Annotated in this window: 7 protein-coding genes; 3 read left to right on the top strand and 4 right to left on the bottom strand. The window is 72.1% G+C overall.

The window, feature by feature from the left end; all coding sequences use genetic code 11:
• The first annotated feature begins 52 nt into the window (after positions 1-52).
• Together ABZ842_RS31045 and ABZ842_RS31040 are read left to right on the top strand one after the other, a co-directional pair.
• The gene (locus ABZ842_RS31045; protein WP_361544190.1) at positions 53-2,344 is read left to right on the top strand and encodes an excinuclease ABC subunit UvrA; all 2,292 of its coding nucleotides are present in this window, start codon (positions 53-55) and stop codon (positions 2,342-2,344) included.
• Between the two features lie 198 nt (positions 2,345-2,542).
• Complete coding sequence (locus tag ABZ842_RS31040) at positions 2,543-4,150, top strand: DHA2 family efflux MFS transporter permease subunit (protein ID WP_361544187.1); 1,608 nt, start codon at positions 2,543-2,545, stop codon at positions 4,148-4,150.
• 238 nt (positions 4,151-4,388) lie between these two features.
• Here ABZ842_RS31040 and ABZ842_RS31035 read toward each other — a convergent pair whose 3' ends face one another.
• Positions 4,389-5,708: an acyltransferase gene (locus ABZ842_RS31035; RefSeq protein ID WP_361544184.1), complete on the bottom strand. Its 1,320-nt coding sequence runs from the start codon at positions 5,706-5,708 to the stop codon at positions 4,389-4,391.
• 706 nt (positions 5,709-6,414) lie between these two features.
• Between ABZ842_RS31035 and ABZ842_RS31030 the strand changes: the two genes are divergently transcribed.
• Complete coding sequence (locus ABZ842_RS31030; protein ID WP_361544181.1) at positions 6,415-7,014, top strand: response regulator transcription factor; 600 nt, start codon at positions 6,415-6,417, stop codon at positions 7,012-7,014.
• 112 nt (positions 7,015-7,126) lie between these two features.
• Here the strand turns inward: ABZ842_RS31030 and ABZ842_RS31025 are convergent, their stop codons facing one another.
• The 3 genes from ABZ842_RS31025 to ABZ842_RS31015 all read right to left on the bottom strand — a co-directional run.
• Positions 7,127-13,756, bottom strand: coding sequence for a type I polyketide synthase (locus ABZ842_RS31025; protein ID WP_361544178.1), 6,630 nt, complete (start codon positions 13,754-13,756; stop codon positions 7,127-7,129).
• Positions 13,757-13,779: 23 nt separating this feature from the next.
• Complete coding sequence (locus ABZ842_RS31020) at positions 13,780-14,811, bottom strand: ketoacyl-ACP synthase III family protein (protein ID WP_361544175.1); 1,032 nt, start codon at positions 14,809-14,811, stop codon at positions 13,780-13,782.
• 75 nt (positions 14,812-14,886) lie between these two features.
• A partial coding sequence (locus ABZ842_RS31015; protein WP_361544172.1) for an amino acid adenylation domain-containing protein occupies positions 14,887-17,835 on the bottom strand: 2,949 nt, incomplete at its 5' end.

Here is a 17,835-nt window from a genome sequence, read left to right as displayed (position 1 = left end):
GCGGCCGGCGCCGCCGGGCCCACCACCCACCGCACGAGAACGGAAAGACTCAGTGAGCCCAGCGCACGCAGCAGCAGACGGCGGCGCCGCCGCGACCGACTTCGCCCAGGTGATCCGGGTGAGGGGAGCCCGTGAGAACAACCTGACCGGCATCGACATCGACATCCCCAAGCGAAAGCTGGTGGTCTTCACCGGGGTGTCGGGCTCGGGCAAGTCCTCGCTGGCCTTCGACACGATCGCCGCCGAGTCGCAGCGACTGATCAACGAGACCTACCCGGCCTTCCTCCAGTCCCAGATGCCCACGCTGCCGCGCCCGGACGTGGACAGCCTGGAGAACCTGAACGCGGCGATCGTGGTGGACCAGGAGCGGATCGGGGCGAACTCCCGTTCCACCGTGGGCACCGCCACCGACACCTGGACCATGCTCCGGATCGTCTTCGCCCGGGTCGGCGCACCGGCCGTGCCGAGCCCGAGCGCCCTGTCGTTCAACGATCCGGCCGGCATGTGCCAGGAGTGCGGGGGCGTGGGGCGCACCTCCACCATCGACATTGAGGGGATCTTCGACCGCAGTCGCTCCCTCAACGAGGGCGCGATCGTCTTCCCCAACTTCGCCGTCGGGTCGGTCTTCTGGAAGATCTACAGCGAGTCGGGGTTCTTCGACAACGACAAGCCGCTGGCGCAGTACACGCCGCAGGAGTGGGACCAGCTGCTGACCGGCACGGCCGACGAGGTCGTCAAGACCGGCGGCTACAACATGGCGTACGAGGGCGTGCTCGACAAGATCAAGCGGCTGTACCTCTCCAAGGAGGTCGAGACGCTGCGTCCGCACGTGCGCCGTGCGGTCGAGGCCATCGGCGTGATCGGCCCGTGCGAAGCCTGCGGCGGCAGCCGGCTCAACGAGGCCGCCCGCAACTGCCGGATCGACGGCGTGAGCATCGCCGACTGCAACGCCATGCAGATCACCGAGTTGAGCCGGTGGGCCGCCACCCTGCCGGAGGGCGGCATCGCCCCCCTCAAGGCCGGGCTGTGCTCCATCCTGGCCAACCTCGTGGAGATCGGCCTCGGCTATCTGAGCCTGGACCGCGCCGCGGGCACCCTCTCCGGCGGCGAGGCGCAGCGGATCAAGATGGTCCGCCACCTCGACTCCAGCCTCACCGAGATGACGTACGTCTTCGACGAGCCGACCGCGGGGCTGCACGCCCACGACACGGCCCAGATGATCGGCCTGCTGGAGCGGTTGCGGGACAAGGGCAACACCGTCCTCGTCGTCGAGCACAACCCGGACGTGATCGCCGCCGCCGACCACGTCGTCGACATCGGCCCGCGCGCGGGGCGGGGCGGCGGCCGGGTCGTCTACCAGGGCGACGTCGCCGGGCTGCGGAAGGCGGGCACGCCCACCGGCGACCACCTCGCGGTCCGTCAGCCCGTCAAGACCGAGGTGCGCGAACCGGTCGGCACGCTGGACGTCAAGTCGGCGAACCTGCACAACCTGCGCGACGTCAGCGTCAGCATTCCGCTCCAGGTGCTGACCGCGGTCACCGGGGTGGCCGGCGCCGGCAAGAGCTCGCTGATCATCGGCTCGCTGCCGAAGGACGCCGACGTCGCGGTCGTCGACCAGTCGCCCATCAAGGGCTCCCGCCGCTCGAACCCGGCCACCTACACAGGGATGCTCGACGGCATCCGGGAGGCGTTCGCCGCGGCCAACCGCGTCAAGGCGTCCCTCTTCAGCGCGAACTCCGACGGCGCCTGCCCGGTCTGCAAGGGGCTCGGGGTGACGTACACGGACCTCGGGTACATGACCGCGGTCCCCACCACCTGCGAGAAGTGCGAAGGACGCCGGTTCACCGACGAGGTGCTCGCCTACCGGCTGCGCGGCAGCAGCATCGCGGACGTGCTGGCGATGTCGATCGACACCGCGGCGGAGTTCTTCACGGAGAAGCCGGTGCTGTCCGTGCTGACCACCCTCCAGGACGTGGGGCTGGGGTACGTCAGCCTCGGCCAGCCGCTCACCACCCTGTCCGGCGGGGAGCGCCAACGCCTGCGCCTGGCCATCGAGATGCGCAAGGACGTCAGGACGTACGTCCTGGACGAGCCGTCGACGGGTCTGCACCTGGCCGACGTGGACAACCTGGTGCGGCTGCTCGACGGCCTGGTGGACCGGGGCGCGTCGGTCATCGTGATCGAGCACAACCTGGACATCGTCGCGCGGGCGGACTGGGTCGTGGACCTCGGGCCCGGCGCCGGTGACGAGGGCGGCCGGATCGTCTACGAGGGGCCGCCGGCCGGGATGCCCACGGCGGGGGAGTCGGTCACCGGCCGCTTCCTGCACGCCTCCCGGGGCTGATCCCCGTACGGTCCGCGGGGCCGGCGCACCTTCGGGGTGCGCCGGCCCCGCGGCCGTCCGAGGGTCGGCGCCCGAGCGCCCAACGGGATGTGACGCGTTCCACTCGTCGGTTTGACAACCACCCCGCGTCCTAATTACCTTTATGGTGAAGATACACCAGGGTGGAGGAATGAAATCGTGACAGAAGAAACCCCTTCCATGCGTCAGTGGCTAGGGCTGGTCGCCGTGTCCCTGGGCGTGGCCCTGATCGTGGTGGACATCACGATCGTCAATGTGATCCTCGCCCCGATCATCGAGGACCTGGACGTCACCTCGGTCGAGGCCCAGTGGGTCCAGGAGTCCTACGCGATCATCTTCGCGGCGCTCCTGCTGATCACCGGGCGCCTCTCGGACATCCAGGGCGCGCGCAAGATCTTCCTCATCGGTCTCGTCGTGTTCGGCGTGACGAGCCTGGTGGCGGCGGTGGCGCCGAACGGCGGCCTGCTGATCCTGGCCCGCTTCCTCCAGGGCATCGGCGGCGCGATGATCCTGCCCACCTCGCTGGCCCTGGTGAACGCCACGTTCACCGGCAAGGCGCGCGGTCAGGCGTTCGCCGTCTGGGGCTCGACCATCGGCGCCGCGGCGGCCGTCGGCCCGCTGCTCGGCGGCTGGCTGGCGGACATCTCGTGGCGCTGGGCCTTCGGCATCAACATCCCGATCATCACGCTGATCATCGTGGGTGCCCTGCTCTACCTGCCGGCTTCCCCCCGCACCGAAGGGAAGATCGACGTCTTCGGCGGCGTGCTCTCCGCCGTCGGCCTCGGCTTCCTGGCGTTCGGTCTGATCGAGGGCCGCTCCTACGGCTGGATCATGACCACGAAGACGCTGGAGATCGGCGGCATCGAGTGGAGCGGCGGGCTCTCCCCGGTCTTCGTCTCCTTCGTCGTCGCCATCGCGGTCCTGATCGCCTTCTGGCTGCGGCAGTCGGCGCTCAGCAAGCGGAACGAAGAGCCGCTGATGGACACCCGGCTGTTCTCCATCGCCTCGTTCCGCAACGGCAACGTGGTGACGCTGGTCGTGGGCCTCGGTGAGTTCGGCATCATCGCGGTGATGCCGCTGTGGCTCCAGTTCACCCTGGACTACAGCGCCTTCCAGGCGGGCCTCGCGCTGGTCGCGCTGGCCGCGGGCAGCTTCTGCGCGAGCGGCGCCAGCTTCTCGATGACGGCCACGCCGCTGAGCCTGGTCCGCATCGGTCTGCTGTTGGAGGCCGCCGGTCTGGTGATGCTGGGCCTGGTCGCCGCGACCGACACCTCCTGGTGGGCGATCGCGATCGCGCTCTTCATCTACGGCGTCGGCGTCGGCTTCGCCACGGCGCAGGTCACCAACATCGTCCTGGTGGACGTCCCGGTGGAGAGCGCCGGTCAGGGCTCCGGCATCCAGAGCGCATCGCGCGAACTGGGCGCCGCCCTCGGCATCGCGGTGCTGACGACGCTGTTCTTCAGCACGCTCACCACCAAGCTGAGCGACAGCCTCACGGGCTCCGGGATGCCGGAGAAGGAGGCCGAGGGGCTGAGCGGAGTGGTCACGGACAGCGCCGGCTCGGTCATCCCGTCCTTCGCGTCCAAGCCCGAGACCGCGTCCGTCGCGGACGCGGCGCGCGAGGCGATGTCCGACGCCATCCAGCTCTCCAGCTACATCTGCGCCGGCCTGCTGGCGCTGGCGCTGCTGGCGACGCTCACCGTCTCCAACCGCAAGGGCGGCGGAAAGGCGGACGACGCGGCGGGCAGCGAGCAGGACGCCGTGAAGGCGCAGCCGAGCGCGCACTGATCGGGCCGCGTCGATCCGAACCGTCCCGAAGTCCCGTACGGGCGGGGGGCGGACCGGATCGACGCGCACCCCCTGCACCGGACGAGCGCCGGTGCACCCTGACCGACCCGGTCGGAGAGTCAACATCCCCCGTACTCTCCGGCCGGGTCCACTCTTGTTCCGCCTCCCCTCCCGTGCGGTGACCGCCCCCGGCCCGCCGTCCTTGGCACGGACGGCGGGCCGGGGGCGTCCCGTTGGGCTACACGGTCGAACTGCCCATCCGACGGTCGGCGTCCGTCCCCTTTCCGTCCGTCCCCTTGCCGTCCGGGCCTTCACCGTTCGGTCCCGCGCCGTCCGACCCGTCGGGGCCCGGGCGTTCGGGGGAGTCCGGCGTCGCGGGCTGCGAACGGCCGCGGATGATCCGGGTCATGGGGACTTCGACGCACCGGTACAGGATCCAGGCGGCCACCCCGGCGACCAGCGCGTACACGACGAGGAGGGCGAGGACCCCCCAGGCCGGCACCGCCTGGTCGGGCCGGGAGAGCAGCCCGAGGTCGACCAGCCACGGCCGGATCCGCCCCAGGGTGTTGAGGATCAGCACCATGTGCACGGCGTAGAAGCAGAACGAGATCTTGCCCAGGAACACCATGCGCCGGCCCCGGAACGGGGTCCACCGCCCTTCCCGGTCCGCGTTCGCCAGCGCCGCGATCAGCAGCGCGAACGGAACGAGCATGCCGGCGGCCCGCTGGAGCGGCGCCGGCAGCTCCCGGTTCAGGATGAAGGCGGCCAGGCAGATCACCAGTGCGAGGTTGGCGCCCGGCCCCCGCCAGGCGCCCCTGCGCACCAGCAGCGCGACGACGATGCCCACCACGAACTCGGTCAGCCGCATCAGCGGGAAGACCTCGGTGAACCAGAGCATGAACTGGCTGTCGTAGCCCTCCATCGGCACGATCGGCGTCGGCTCCGGGGTCTTCAACGTGAAGACCCGCCCCACCAGCGTGGGCCCGACCAGCGTCAGGGCCACGCAGGCGGCGCCCGTGACGTACAGCGCCCGGGTGCTCGCCCTGACGAGCACCACCAGCAGCGCGGGGAAGCAGAAGTAGAAGAACGCCTCCGCGCTGAGCGACCACATCACCGGGTTGAGCCCGAAGACGTACGACTGGTCCGGAATCCACGCCTGGAGCAGGAAGGTGTGCGCCAGCGTGACGCGCCAACTCGGCCAGAGGTCCATGGAGACGAACGTCAGCACCACCGCGAGGAGGGACGCCGCGACGTACACCGGGAAGACCTTGGCGAACCGGTGTCGCCAGAACAGCAGCGCCGGACGGTCCGTGGGGGTGGACCAGGTGAGGACGAAGCCGCTGAGGACGAAGAAGAAGGAGACCCCGATGAAGCCGGTGCCGAAGACGTCGAGGATGCCTTGGTCGATCGCGGACGGGGCGGGGGCCCCGAACGGGGTGCCCAACTGCAGTGCCGTGAAGTGCAGTCCGAAAACCAGGAATGCGGCGACCCAGCGTAATCCGGTCAGGGAGGGTAGTGTTTCGCGCCCCTGGGAAGAGCCGGGAGATTCGCGTTCCATTCCGTGTGGTCCTTTCATGGAGCGGTGAAGTGCGCCGTGTCGAGCCGCGGTTGGGTGATGGCTGTCACGCGGTGGGCGCGGTGCAGCAAGGCCGTCCGGAACGCGGTGGAGACGGGCGCCGGACGTGCTGCGTCCACGGTCGGGGAGACCGCGGGTCGAAGGGGAGCGGCACGGCCGTGGTCGAACGCACCGACGCCCGCGCGGAGATGGCGGGCGAAGGGGCGGACCGGGGTGCCGGACAGATGTCCCCAGAATCCCTGTCATATTCTTCGGTACTGGTCAGAGTGTCAAGGCGGTCGACCCGGCCCGCCCTACGCTGCATTCGCGACCCTCCGTACTGCCTGGTAGGGGTGACGGGTGCCGCGTCGTCAAGATCACGGGGTGGGGCCGGAAAACGCCCACAAGGGAGTGATTCAGGCCATTGGGGGGCACGTCAAGGTCAAGCAAAGAAGGTAAATATTGGATTTAGTGTGGAGTTTATGGTCACTCGACGAGTTTCGTGGGCACTTTCATATGGCTGAAATGTGACGGTTCATTGACGCTTGCTGGGAGCAACCTTTCTGTGCTGTCGAACCGCAGGTGAAAGGGGGAGTGGATGGTGAGTCGGGGGGAGATCGGGGTCCTTCTCATATCCGAAGACCAGTTGGAGCGTGCCGGACTGCACGCGGTTTTGGGCAGGGATCCCGGAATTGTCATCGTGGGGGACGTGGATTCGCCGGGGGAGGCCCAGCGGGTCGCCTCCTTATGCAAGCCGGACGTGATCCTGTGCAGCGAGCGCATGCTGTCGCGCGAGACGCAGGTGCTCGCCGAGCGGCTTGCCGCCCAGTCCAACGACGCGCGGCCGGTCCATCTGATCGTGCTGGTGCCCTCGCCCGACGACCAGGCCATCAGCCTGCTGCGGATCGGCCGTTGCACCCTCTTGGGCCGGGGCGTCAGCCCGACCGACCTGATCGCGGCGATCAGGTTGACCGCGGCCGGGTACATGCCGATCAGGACCGACGTGGCGCGGAGCCTCGCCGCGGCCTCGGTCTCCCTCAAGGGGGCCGCGCCGGAGACCCTGGACCAGGTGCGGTCCCTGACCAAGCGCGAACGGCGGGTGTTCGAGCTCATGATCCAGGGGCTCTCCAATCCGGAGATCGCCACCGGACTCGGGGTCGCGGAGTCGACCGTCAAGTCCCACGTGCAGAACATCCTGGGCAAGCTCGACTTGAGGGACCGCGTCCAGGCGGTCATCTTCGCGTACGAGGCGGGGATCGTACGGCGCTCCGCTTCGCTGAGCGGACGGCTCGGCATGTCGGTCGCCTGAGGACCGACCGTCCGAGGACCGACCGTCCGACGGCCCGGCGAACGGCGGCACGCGGGGCCCGAGCGAAGCGTTCGCCCAGGCCCCGGTGCCGGTCACGTCACGTCACATCGCGTCACGACCGCTGTGCCAACTCGGCCGTGATGAACTCCGCGAGGTCGGCCAGGCTCTGGCCGCCGAGCATCTTCGCCATCGGCACCGTGACCTCGTACGCGCGCTGCACCTCGCTGCGCACCTCGGTCGCCATCAGGGAGTCCAACCCCTGACGGTTCAGCGGCTTGCGGGCGCTGAGCCGCTGCACCGGCAGCGCCAGCACCTTGGCGAGCCGCTCCGCCAGGAACGCGTACACCGACTCCGGGCCGGCCTCCCCGCCGCCGCCCGCGGCGGAAGCCGTGGCCGCGGCGGGACCCGGGGCAGGGGCCGCGTCCACAGGGCGCAGCGCCTCGGCCTGCTCGAACGGCATGCCCTGCACGGAGTCGTTCACGGGCGGGACGCCCACGGGCGCGGCCTTCACCGGCGCGGGCTGCACGGGCGCCGGCCGCGCCGGGATGACGTCGCCCACCACCTCCGTCAGCAAGGAGTCCCGCGCTGCGTCCGGATACGCGCTCCGCCACCGCTCCCAGTCCGCGGCGACGACCGTGACCTGTCCGACCGACTCCGTCAACAGGCCCTGGAGCAGCCCGATGCCCTCCCGGGGCGTGAAGCTCTCCATGCCCTGCGGCGCCAGGTCCCGGCCGTGCTCCTCGGCGTACCTGGCGACCATGCCGACGGACGACCAGAAGCCCCAGTTCACCGAGAGCGCCGGCAGGCCGAGGCTGCGCCGGTGGTGCGCCAGCGCGTCCAGCCCGGCGTTCGCGGCGGCGTACGCCCCGAGGCGCGGCGAGCCGAGCACCGACGAGGCCGACGAGAAGAGCGCGAAGAACTCCAACTCCACGCCTGCCAGGGCGCGGTGCAGCGCCCACGCGCCGGCGACCTTCGGCTGCACCATCGCGTCGAACCGGTCCGGTTCGAGCTCCGCCGCCGACGCCAGGTCGATCACCCCGGCCGCGTGCAGCACGCCCCGCACCGGCGGCCGGCCGGCCTGGGAGAGCTCCCGCAGCACCTCGCGCACCGCCGTCTCGTCGGCGACGTCCACCGGGTGGTACGTCACCCGGGCCCCGCTGCCGGCCAGTGCGTCGAGCACGTGTCCACGCCCGCCGAGCGGGCTGCGGCCCAGCAGCACCAGGTCCCGGGCGCCGCGTTCGACGAGCCAGGTCGCGAGCTCGACCCCGATGCCGCCGAGCCCGCCGGTGATCACGTACGTCCCCTCGGACGCCGTCCATCCCGCTTGTGCGGGGGCGCCGGCGTCGACGACCCGAAGCGCCTCGACGGGCTCGGCCGGCTCGACCGCGTCGACCGGCTCGGCCACCTCGTCGAAGCGGATCAGCACCTTGCCCACGTGCCGGGCCCGCGCCATCTGGCGGAACGCCGACTCGACGTCCTCGCCGTCGTACACCTCGTACGGCAGCGGTTCGATCGCCCGGCCGTCGACGAGTTCGAGCACCCGGTCGAAGAGCTCGCCCGCCCGCTGCGGGCGGGTGCGGAGCATGTCCACCAGGTCCATCGAGTGGAACGTCAAGTTCCGGGAGAACGGCAGCAGCCCGATCGAGCTGTTCTCGATGAGGTCCTTCTTGCTCAGCTCCACGTACCGCCCGTACGGCGCGAGCAGTTCCAGGTTCCGGGGGATCGCCTCGCCCGACAGCGAGTTCAGGACGACGTGCATCCCTTCGCCGCGGGTCGCGTCGGCGAACTGCCGCGCGAAGTCCGTGGTCCGCGAGTCCGCGACGTGCCGCACCCCGAGCGCCTTGAGCAGCGCCCGCTTCTGCGGACTGCCCGCCGTCGCGAAGACCTCCGCGCCCCGCCACCGGGCCAACTGCACCGCGGCGAGCCCCACGCCCCCGGTCGCGGCGTGGATCAGCACCCGCTCGCCGGGCCCGAGGCGCGCCAACTCGCACAGTCCGTAGTACGCGGTGAGGTACGCGGCCGGCAGCGTCAGGGCCTCCTCCACCGACAGCCGGGCCGGGATGCGGGCCACCAGGTGCGCGCTGGTCACGACGTGGCTGGCGAGCGCGCCCTCCGCCAGGGCCACCACCTCGTCGCCGACCGCGACCCCGGCCGCGCCCTCGCCGAGTGCGGTCACCACGCCCGCGCACTCCCAACCGAGCTTCGCCCCCTCCTCCAGGCCGGGGTAGGCCCCCATCGCCGTGAGGACGTCGCGGTAGTTCAGCGCCGAGTGCGTCACCCGGACCTCCACCTCGCCCGGCCCGGGGCGGCGCACCGGCACCGGCACGCGGCCGATCCCGTCCAGGAGGCCGATCGAGCGGTTGCGGATCTCGTACCGCTGCGGTGCCACGGCGTGCCGCGCCCCGGACCGGTGGCCGGCCGGCGTGCGGGGCACCAGCCGCGGCACGCACCGCTCGCCGTTGCGGAAGGCGAACTGTCCCTCGCCACCGCCGTCGCCGAGCAACGTCGCGGCCAGCAGCTCGACGTCCCGGTCACCGGCCCCGGCGGGCAGGTCCACCAGGGTGCACCGCCACCGCCGGTACTCCTGCGCCAGCGAGCGGCCCAGCCCCCACACCATCGCCTGACCGACCGAGACCGGGCCCGGGGCGTCCGGCAGGTGCTGCGCGCCCTCGGTCACCAGGGCGAGCCGGCCGACGGGCCAGTTCGCCTCGTCCAACGCCTGCACCAGGTGCAGCACGCTGAGGCAGCCGAGCCGTTCGGCCTGCGCCACCGCCTCGCCCACCGACCCCGCGTCGCCGGGATCGCGCACCTCGCGCGAGAACGCGTGCACGATCCCCTCGCACGCCGCGTCACCCACCCGCTCCCGCACGGCCGTCAGCAACCTGCGGTAGTCCGCCGCCGAGTCCACGTCGATCCGGTACCGGTCCGGGGCGACCTCGGCGAACGTCCCGCCGACCTCGCCCGCGGCCCGCGCCCCGCTCGCCTCCACGACGACGCAGCGCCCGCCGAGCCGCCGCACCAGCACGTCGGTCGCCCGCTGCCCGCCGCCGGCGAACACCAGCCAGTAGCCGTCGCCCCGCACCGGAGGGGCGAGGGCCGGCGCCGGCCGCCAGACGACCTCGTGCAGCCAGCCGCCGGTGTCCCGCGCCATCTGCCGGGGCACCAGGAAGCGCAGCCTGACCCCCTCCATCTCGGCGATCAAGGCGCCCTCCTCGTCGCGTATCTCCACGGTGCCGACGAAGGCTTCCGCGTCCTCGCCGGTGCGCACGGCATGGCTCCACACCGGGCCGCGCGGACGCCCGTACAGCCGCACCCGGCCGATGCCGCCGAGGACGAACGCGTCGTGCTCGCCGGGCCGGTCGAAGTCCGCCATCGCGGCGGCCAGCGTGTGCCCGCAGGCGTCCAGCAGCGCCGGGTGGAAGTGGTGGGGGTCGTCCGCGGCGGCGACGGAGTCCGGCGCCTCGATCCGCGCCAGTGCCTCGCCGTCCCGGCGCCACAGGGCGGTGACGCCCTGGAAGGCGCCCAGCCACTGGTTCCCCTTCTCGGCGAACCTGCGGTAGAACTCCTCGCCGGACAGCTCCTCGCAGCGCTGGCGCACCGACTGCCGGTCCTCACCGCCCGAAGCCGCGGTGGACGGGCCGGGCTCCGCGAACTCCAGGGCCCCGCTGACGTTGCGGGCGTACTCCCCTTCGTCGTCCGGGAAGCGGCTGCTGACCTCGAACGACCAGGAGCCGTCGGCGCCCGGGAGCAGCGCCACGCGCACCAGCGGCGGCTCGCTCGACGGCGGCAGATAGATCGCCCGGTGGTACGTCACGTCGCGCAGCGCCGGCATCGAGCCGAACGCGGCGTGTGCGGCAGCCGCCACCAACTCGACGTACGCCGTGCCCGGCACGATCACCACGCCCTGCACCTGGTGGTCGTTCAGATACGCGTTCGCCGCCAGGTCCACCGGACCCTCCCACACCCGGTCGGCGCCGGGCACCGGCGGACCGAGCAGCGGATGCCCCGCGGCGGGCACGGCGGCCGGTACGGGCGTCTCCTGCGGGAACCAGTAGCTCTGCCGCTCCCACGCGGGCCCGGGCAGCCGCACGTACGGCGCACCCGGCGCGAACAGCCGGTCGAAGTCCACCGGATGGCCGCTCAGGTGCACGGACGCCAGCGAGTCAAGCAGCCGCGCCGCCTCCGGCTCGTTGCGTCGCGTCGAGCCCACGACGAGTCCGGCGCCGCGCGCCGCGTCGGCGTACTCGCGCATCGCCGGGACCAGGATCGGATGCGGACTGATCTCCACGAACACCGTCGGCCCCTGCTCCAACAGCCGCTCGACCACCGGCCCGAAGAGCACCGGCTGACGGAGGTTGCGCGCCCAGTAGTCCGCGTCGAGGGCGGTCCCGTCGACGCTCTCCGCGTCGACCGTGGAGTACATCGGCACGTCACCGGCGCGCGGCCGGAGCGATGCCAGTGCCTTCAGCAGCGGCTTGCGCAACGGCTCCACCTGCGGCCCGTGGGAGGCGAAGTCCACCCGCACCAGCCGGCAGAACACCCCGCGCTTCTGCAGGGCGACCAGCACCTCCCGCATCGCGTCGCCGTCCCCGGACAGGATCGTCGAGGTGGGGCCGTTGACCGCGGCGACGCAGACCCGGTCCGCGTACGGCGCGAGCTCCCGCTCCGCCTCCGCGGCGCTCAGCTCCACCGAGGCCATCGCGCCCCGCCCGGACACCTCCTTCGCCAGCGCGCTGCGCCGGCAGATGACCGCGGCGCCGTCGGCGACGCTCAACGACCCGGCGACGACGGCCGCCGCCGCCTCGCCCATGCTGTGTCCCACGACGACGTCGGGCGCGAGCCCCCACGACCGCCACACCGCGGCCAGGGCGACCTCCATCGCCCACAGCGTGGGCTGGATGACGTCGACGCCCGTCAACTCGCCCTCGCCCTCGGTCAGCAGGTCGATCACCGACCAGCCGGCCTCGGCGCGGATCGCCGCGTCGCACTCCTTGAGCGCTTGTCGGAAGGCCGGCTCGGTGCGCAGGAGCTCGCGCCCCATGCCCACCCACTGCGACCCCTGCCCGGGGAAGACGAACACGACCCGGGCGCGCTCCTCGTACACGTCGTCCGCCGACTGCACGAAGGCGCTCGGCTCGTCGGCGAGGAAGGCGCCGAGCTTGTCCGCCAACTCCTTGTGGCTGGCGCCGACCAGGGTCAGTCGGCTCTCCCGGTGGTCACGGCGGGTCGCCGCGCTGGCGCAGACGTCCACCAGCGGCAGCGCGCCGCCCTCGTCCGCCCGCTCCAGATACCGCTGGTAGCCCTCGGCCACCCGGCGCAGGGTCGCCGGCTGGTGGGAGGAGAGCGTCAGCAGCCGCGGCCGTTCCGCGCCCGCGGGCTCCGCCGGCTGCGGGCGCTTCGACGCGGCCGGTGCGGGACGGTGCGCACCCAGCACCACGTGCACGTTGGTGCCGGAGATCCCGAACGAGCTGACGCCCGCGAGCCCCGGCCGTTCGCCCTGCGGCCACTCCTGTTCGTGCTGCGGCACCCGCAGCGCCAGCGACGACCAGTCGATCGCCCCGGTCAGCTCGGCGCTGTGCAGACTGGGCGGCACCACGCCGTGCTCCAACGCCAGTACGGCCTTGATCAGCCCCGCGACCCCGGCCGCGCCCTCGCTGTGACCGATGTTCGTCTTCGCCGAGCCGACGAGCAGCGGACGATCGGCCGGCCGGCCCTCGCCCAGCACGGCCGCCAGCGCACCCAACTCCACCGGGTCGCCCACCGGGGTCCCGGTGCCGTGCGCCTCCACGTAGTCGACCTGCGCCGGATCGACGCCCGCGTCCTCGTAGGCGGCGACCAGCGTCTCCCGCTGCCCCGACTCCGCCGGTGCCATCAGCGCGTTCCCGCCGTGGCCGTCGTTGACGACGGCGGAGCCCAGGATGACCGCGCGCACGGCGTCGCCGTCGGCGACCGCCTGCCGCAGCGGCTTGAGCACGACGACCCCTACGCCGTCGCTGCGCACGAAGCCGTCCGCGGACGCCGACGCGAACTTGCACCGGCCGTCGGGCGCCAGCATCCGCCCGTCGGAGAACGTGACGCTCTCCTCCGGCGACAGCACCAGATTGACACCGCCGACCACCGCCAGCGTCGACTCACCGCTGCGCAGGCTCCGACAGGCCATGTGCACCGCCGTCAGCGAAGACGAGCAGGCCGTGTCCACGGTGAGGCTGGGGCCGCGCAGGTCGAAGGCGTACGACAGCCGCCCGGACAGCATGCTGGGCGCCGTGCCCGCGTTGGCGTACACGTCCAGGACGCCCCGCCGGCTCATCGACTCCCAGTAGTTGCGGCCCATGGAGCCGACGAAGACGCCGGTGCGGCCCGCGGTCAGCTGCTGCCGGGTCAGGCCCGCGTCCTCCACCGCCACCGCGACGGTCTCCAACAGCAGCCGCTGCTGGGGGTCCATGTGCTGGGCCTCGCGGGGGGCGACCCCGAAGAAGTCGGCGTCGAACGCGTCGACGTCGTCGAGGAACCCCCCGTACCGCGTGACGATCTTCCCCGGGGTGCCCGGGCGTGGATCGTAGTACGCGTCGATGTCGAAGCGCGTCGGTGGCACCTCCGTGATGGAGTCCGCGCCGGAACGCAGCCGCGACCAGAACTCCGTCACGTCCGCGGCCCCGGGGAACCGGCACGCCATGCCCACGACGGCGATCGCGTGCTCGGGCGTGGACACCTTCGACGCCTTGCGGCCCTTGCGGTTCGTCATCGTCGTCCTCCTTGTCGGACTGTTCAGATGGCCCATGGGGCGTTCTCGCTGATCGTCAGGACGGCGCTGCTGACCACGAACCCGGGCGCCGCGCCCGCGAGCAGCACGTGGTCACCCGGGCCGACCTGTCCGGTCGTCACGAGGTGGTCCAGGGCCACCACGTGGTCGCTGGCGGCGAGGTGGCCGACGGTGCGGCCGAAGTCCCAGGTGGACTTCTCCTCCGGCAGGCCGAGGGGGTCGAGGAAGAACTGACCGACGAGGTACTGGCCCTGGTTCACGTAGATCGCCCTGGCGACGTCCCCGACGTCGATCCCGGCCTCCTTCAGGGACCGTCGGGCCACTTCCGCCTGCCGCTCCGCGATCACCTCGTTGACTTCGGCCAGCGGCCGGTGCGTACGGCCGAAGTGGCGGGCCCGCGCCACCATGTCGACGGTCTCCCGGCCGCTGGTGTCGAACAAAGGCTCGGCGCCCCGGTGCAGGCCCTCGAACTCGGGGACGACGGACTGGTTGACGGCGCGGACCTGCGCGATGCCGCCGGCGGTGGACAGCACCACGGCGCTGGCCGCGTCGCCGATGACCGTGCCGGGGCCGTAGCCCTGCCAGCGGTCGCCCAGCGGGGAGGAGAAGTTGTCGGCGGTGGTCAGCAGGGCCGTCGTGCGGTCGGGGTCCGCTGCGAACTGGCCGGCGGCCAGCTCCAGGGCGGCCAGCATGCCGTTGCAGCCCTGGCGCACCTCGAAGGCGGCGGCGTCCTCGCACCCCAGCTCCCGCAGGACGTACCCGCCCGGGTACCACATCGTCGGGCCCTGTTGGAGGACGCACGAGTGGATGAGGAAGTCCACCGCTGACGCCGCGCACCCGGCCCGACTCAGGGCGTCCCGGGCGGCGCGGACCGCCATGTCGACGGGCGGGGTGTCACCGGCCACGAGCGTGCCCGTGACGCCCGAGTCCAGCATCAACGTTTCTTCGTACAAGCCCAGTTCGATCGCGCGTCGGCTGCTCATCCGCTCCGGCAGATAAGCGCCCAACCCGCTGACGTAGAGATCGTTCGGCCGCATGTGACTCCCTCGCGTGGTGCGCCGGGGTGTGTGGGGGACGGTGGAGCAGGTGTTGCGGGCTTACGGGCTACGGGGTTACGGGCGGTTCGCCAGGTAGCGGGCGACGACGGCGCCGATGTCCCGCAGCGCCTTCGGCTCGGTCATCCGCAGGTGCTCGCAGTCGACGGGGTGCTCCTCCAGGGCGCCGTCGACGTGGGGCGCCCAGGCGCCGGCGTCCGGCGCGTCGTCCGCGCGCCCCTCGGTTGCGGTGAAGAACAGGACGTCGCCGTCGAAGGTCTCGGGCCGGTGGCCGTCCAGGAGGCGGAGGTTGTCGGCGGCGACGTCGACGAGCGCACGCACCTGCGCCGGCTCCAGGTGCGCCGACAGATTGCTCTCGGCCTCGACGAAGGCCAACAGTTCGGCGGGGTCGCCCGGGCTCGGATCGTTTGGATCGCCTGGACCCAGCCCGGCGCGCCCCAACAGCAGTGCACGGGCACTCTGTTCGCCCCCGGGCTCGTCCGCGCGGGCGAACGGGACGTCGGGGTAGGCGTCCAACAGCGCCAGCAGCCGCACGTCCTGTCCCTGGCGGCGCAGCTCGACCGCGACGGCGTGCGCGACCACGCCTCCGTAGGACCAGCCGAGCAGGTGGTACGGGCCGGCGGGCTGCACCGTGCGCAGCGCGGCTGCGTAGTCGGTCGCCATCTCCTTCAGCGTCGCCGGACGCGGCTCCGGCCGGGCGATGCCGCGGGCCTGGAGCCCGTAGACGGGGCGGTCCGCGCCGACGCCGCCGAGCAGCGCCGCGTAGCACCAGCTCAGACCGCTGGTGGGGTGGACGCAGAAGAGGGGCGGCTCGCTGCCCCGGGCGCGCAGCGGCAGCAACGTGCCCAGCGCGTCCGCCTCCGGGGCCTCGTCGCCCGCGTCGAGGTGCCGGGCCAGTTCGGCGACCGTCGGGTGCTCGAAGACGGCCCTGATGGTGTGCCGGGCGCCGAACGCCGACTGGATGCGGCTGGTGAGGCGGGTGGCGAGCAGGGAGTGTCCGCCGAGTGCGAAGAAGTCGTCGTCGACGCCGACCCGGGGCAGGTCCAGGACCTCGGCGAACAGGGCGGCGACGAACTGTTCGTGCGGGGTGCGGGGCGCGCGGTCGGTCACCTCGGCGGTGAAGTCGGGCGCGGGCAGCGCGCTGCGGTCGAGCTTGCCGTTCGGGCTCAGCGGCAGCGCGTCGAGGACGACGTAAGCGGCCGGCACCATGTGGTCGGGGAGCACGGCCTTGAGGTGGTCCCGTACGTCCGCGGTGTCGAGGTCACCGCCGGCCGCGGGCACCAGGTACGCCGTCAGATGCGTCTGGCCCGCCCGGTTGGTGTGGGTGTGCGCGGCGGCGTGGGCCACCTTGGGGTGCGTCGCCGCTGCGGCTTCGATCTCGCCGAGTTCGATGCGGAAGCCGCGGATCTTGACCTGGTGGTCGGAGCGGCCCAGGTGGTGCAGGGCGCCGTCGGCGCTCCAGCGACCGAGGTCGCCGGTGCGGTACATGCGGGTGCCGGCCGGCCCGTACGGATCGGCGACGAAGCGCCCGGCGGTCAGCGCCGACCGGTTGACGTAGCCGCGGGCCAGCCCGCCGCCGGCCAGGTAGATCTCCCCGGTGACGCCGGGCGGCACGGGACGCAGTGCCGAGTCGAGGACGCGGACGTGCGTGTTGGGGTTCGGGCGTCCGATGGGCGGCGGTGTCGCCGTGGCCGTGAGCGGGTCGGAGAGGGTGGCGCAGACGGTGGCTTCGGTCGGCCCGTACGCATTGACCATGCGCAGTCGCGGCGCCCACCGGGCGGTGAGCTGCGCGGGGCAGGGCTCGCCGCCGACGACGAGGGTGGTGAGGGTGGGGAGCTGCTGGTCGTCGGGGAGGGTGGCGAGGACGGTCGGGGGGATCAGCGCGTGGGTGATGCGCTGGTCGGTGAGGAGCTGGGCGAGGGGTTCACCGGTGAGCGGGCCGGGCGGCGGCACCACCAGGGTGGCGCCCGCTGCGAACGCCATCAGGCACTCCATGACGGTGGCGTCGAAGCTGGGGGAGGCGTTCTGGAGGACCCGGCTGTCGGAGGTCAGCCCGAAGCCCTCGACCTGGGCGACGGCCAGGGCGTTCAGCCCGCGGTGGGGGACGGCGACGGCCTTGGGGCGGCCGGTGGAGCCCGAGGTGTAGATGACGTACGCCGGGTTGTCGGGCCGTAGCAGCCGGGTGCGGTCTTCGTCGGTCGGATTCGTGGTGGGGCGCTCGGCGAGTTCCCGGTGTGCGGTGTCGAGGTGGAGGCGGGGGGTTTCGGTGTCGGGGAGACGGGCCGCGGTTTCGGTGGTGGTGATGAGGTGCGCCGGAGCGGCGTCGGTGAGCATGAAGGCGACGCGGTCGGCGGGGTAGCCCGGGTCGACGGGCAGATAGGCGGCGCCGGCCTTCAGGACGGCGAGCATGGCCGTGATCGTCTCCGGTGAACGGGGCAGGGCGAGGGCCACGACGTCCTCGGGGCCGATGCCCCGGGCGATGAGCTGGTGCGCCAGCCGATTGGCGCGCTCGTTCAGCTCGCCGTAGGTCAGGGTCGTGGCGCCGTGGCTGAGCGCCGGCGCCTGAGGAGTCGCGGCGGCATGGAATTCGACGATGTCGGGCCAGCGCAGCGGTTCGATGTCACGGGCCGTGTCGTTCCACCGTGCGAGGCAACGCTCTTCTTCCGGAATGAGGGTCTTGATTTCACTGATACGGGCGTGCGGGTTCTCGGCGATGGCGTCGAAGAACTGGATGAGGCGGGCGGCGATGTTGTCGACGGTTTCGCGGTCGAGGAGATCGGGGCGGTATCCGAATTTCAGCCCGATGCTCTCCCCCGGCACGGCCGTGAGGCTCAGCGCGTAGTGCGTGGCGTCATGGGCTTGGACGTCGACGATGCGCAGGTCGCCGATGGTCTGGCCCAGTCCGGCAGGGTCCAGGGGGTAGTTTTCGAAGACGGTGGTGGTGTTGAAGAGTTGGGTGTGGTTGGTGGTGTTGTGGATGTGGGTGAGGGAGAGGTGTTGGTGGTC

The organism is Streptomyces sp. NPDC047315 (assembly GCF_040643215.1).
Lineage (GTDB): Bacteria > Actinomycetota > Actinomycetes > Streptomycetales > Streptomycetaceae > Streptomyces.
The sequence above is the reverse complement of the archived record's forward strand: the minus strand, read 5'-3'. Positions and strand labels throughout refer to the sequence as shown.

What these genes read in the sequence shown, in the direction of transcription:
- ABZ842_RS31040 (WP_361544187.1), top strand. Translation starts at nt 2,543, where the DNA reads ATGCGTCAGTGGCTAGGGCTGGTCGCCGTGTCCCTGGGCGTGGCCCTG.
- ABZ842_RS31020 (WP_361544175.1), bottom strand. Translation starts at nt 14,811, where the DNA reads ATGCGGCCGAACGATCTCTACGTCAGCGGGTTGGGCGCTTATCTGCCG.
- ABZ842_RS31025 (WP_361544178.1), bottom strand. Translation starts at nt 13,756, where the DNA reads ATGACGAACCGCAAGGGCCGCAAGGCGTCGAAGGTGTCCACGCCCGAG.
- ABZ842_RS31035 (WP_361544184.1), bottom strand. Translation starts at nt 5,708, where the DNA reads ATGGAACGCGAATCTCCCGGCTCTTCCCAGGGGCGCGAAACACTACCC.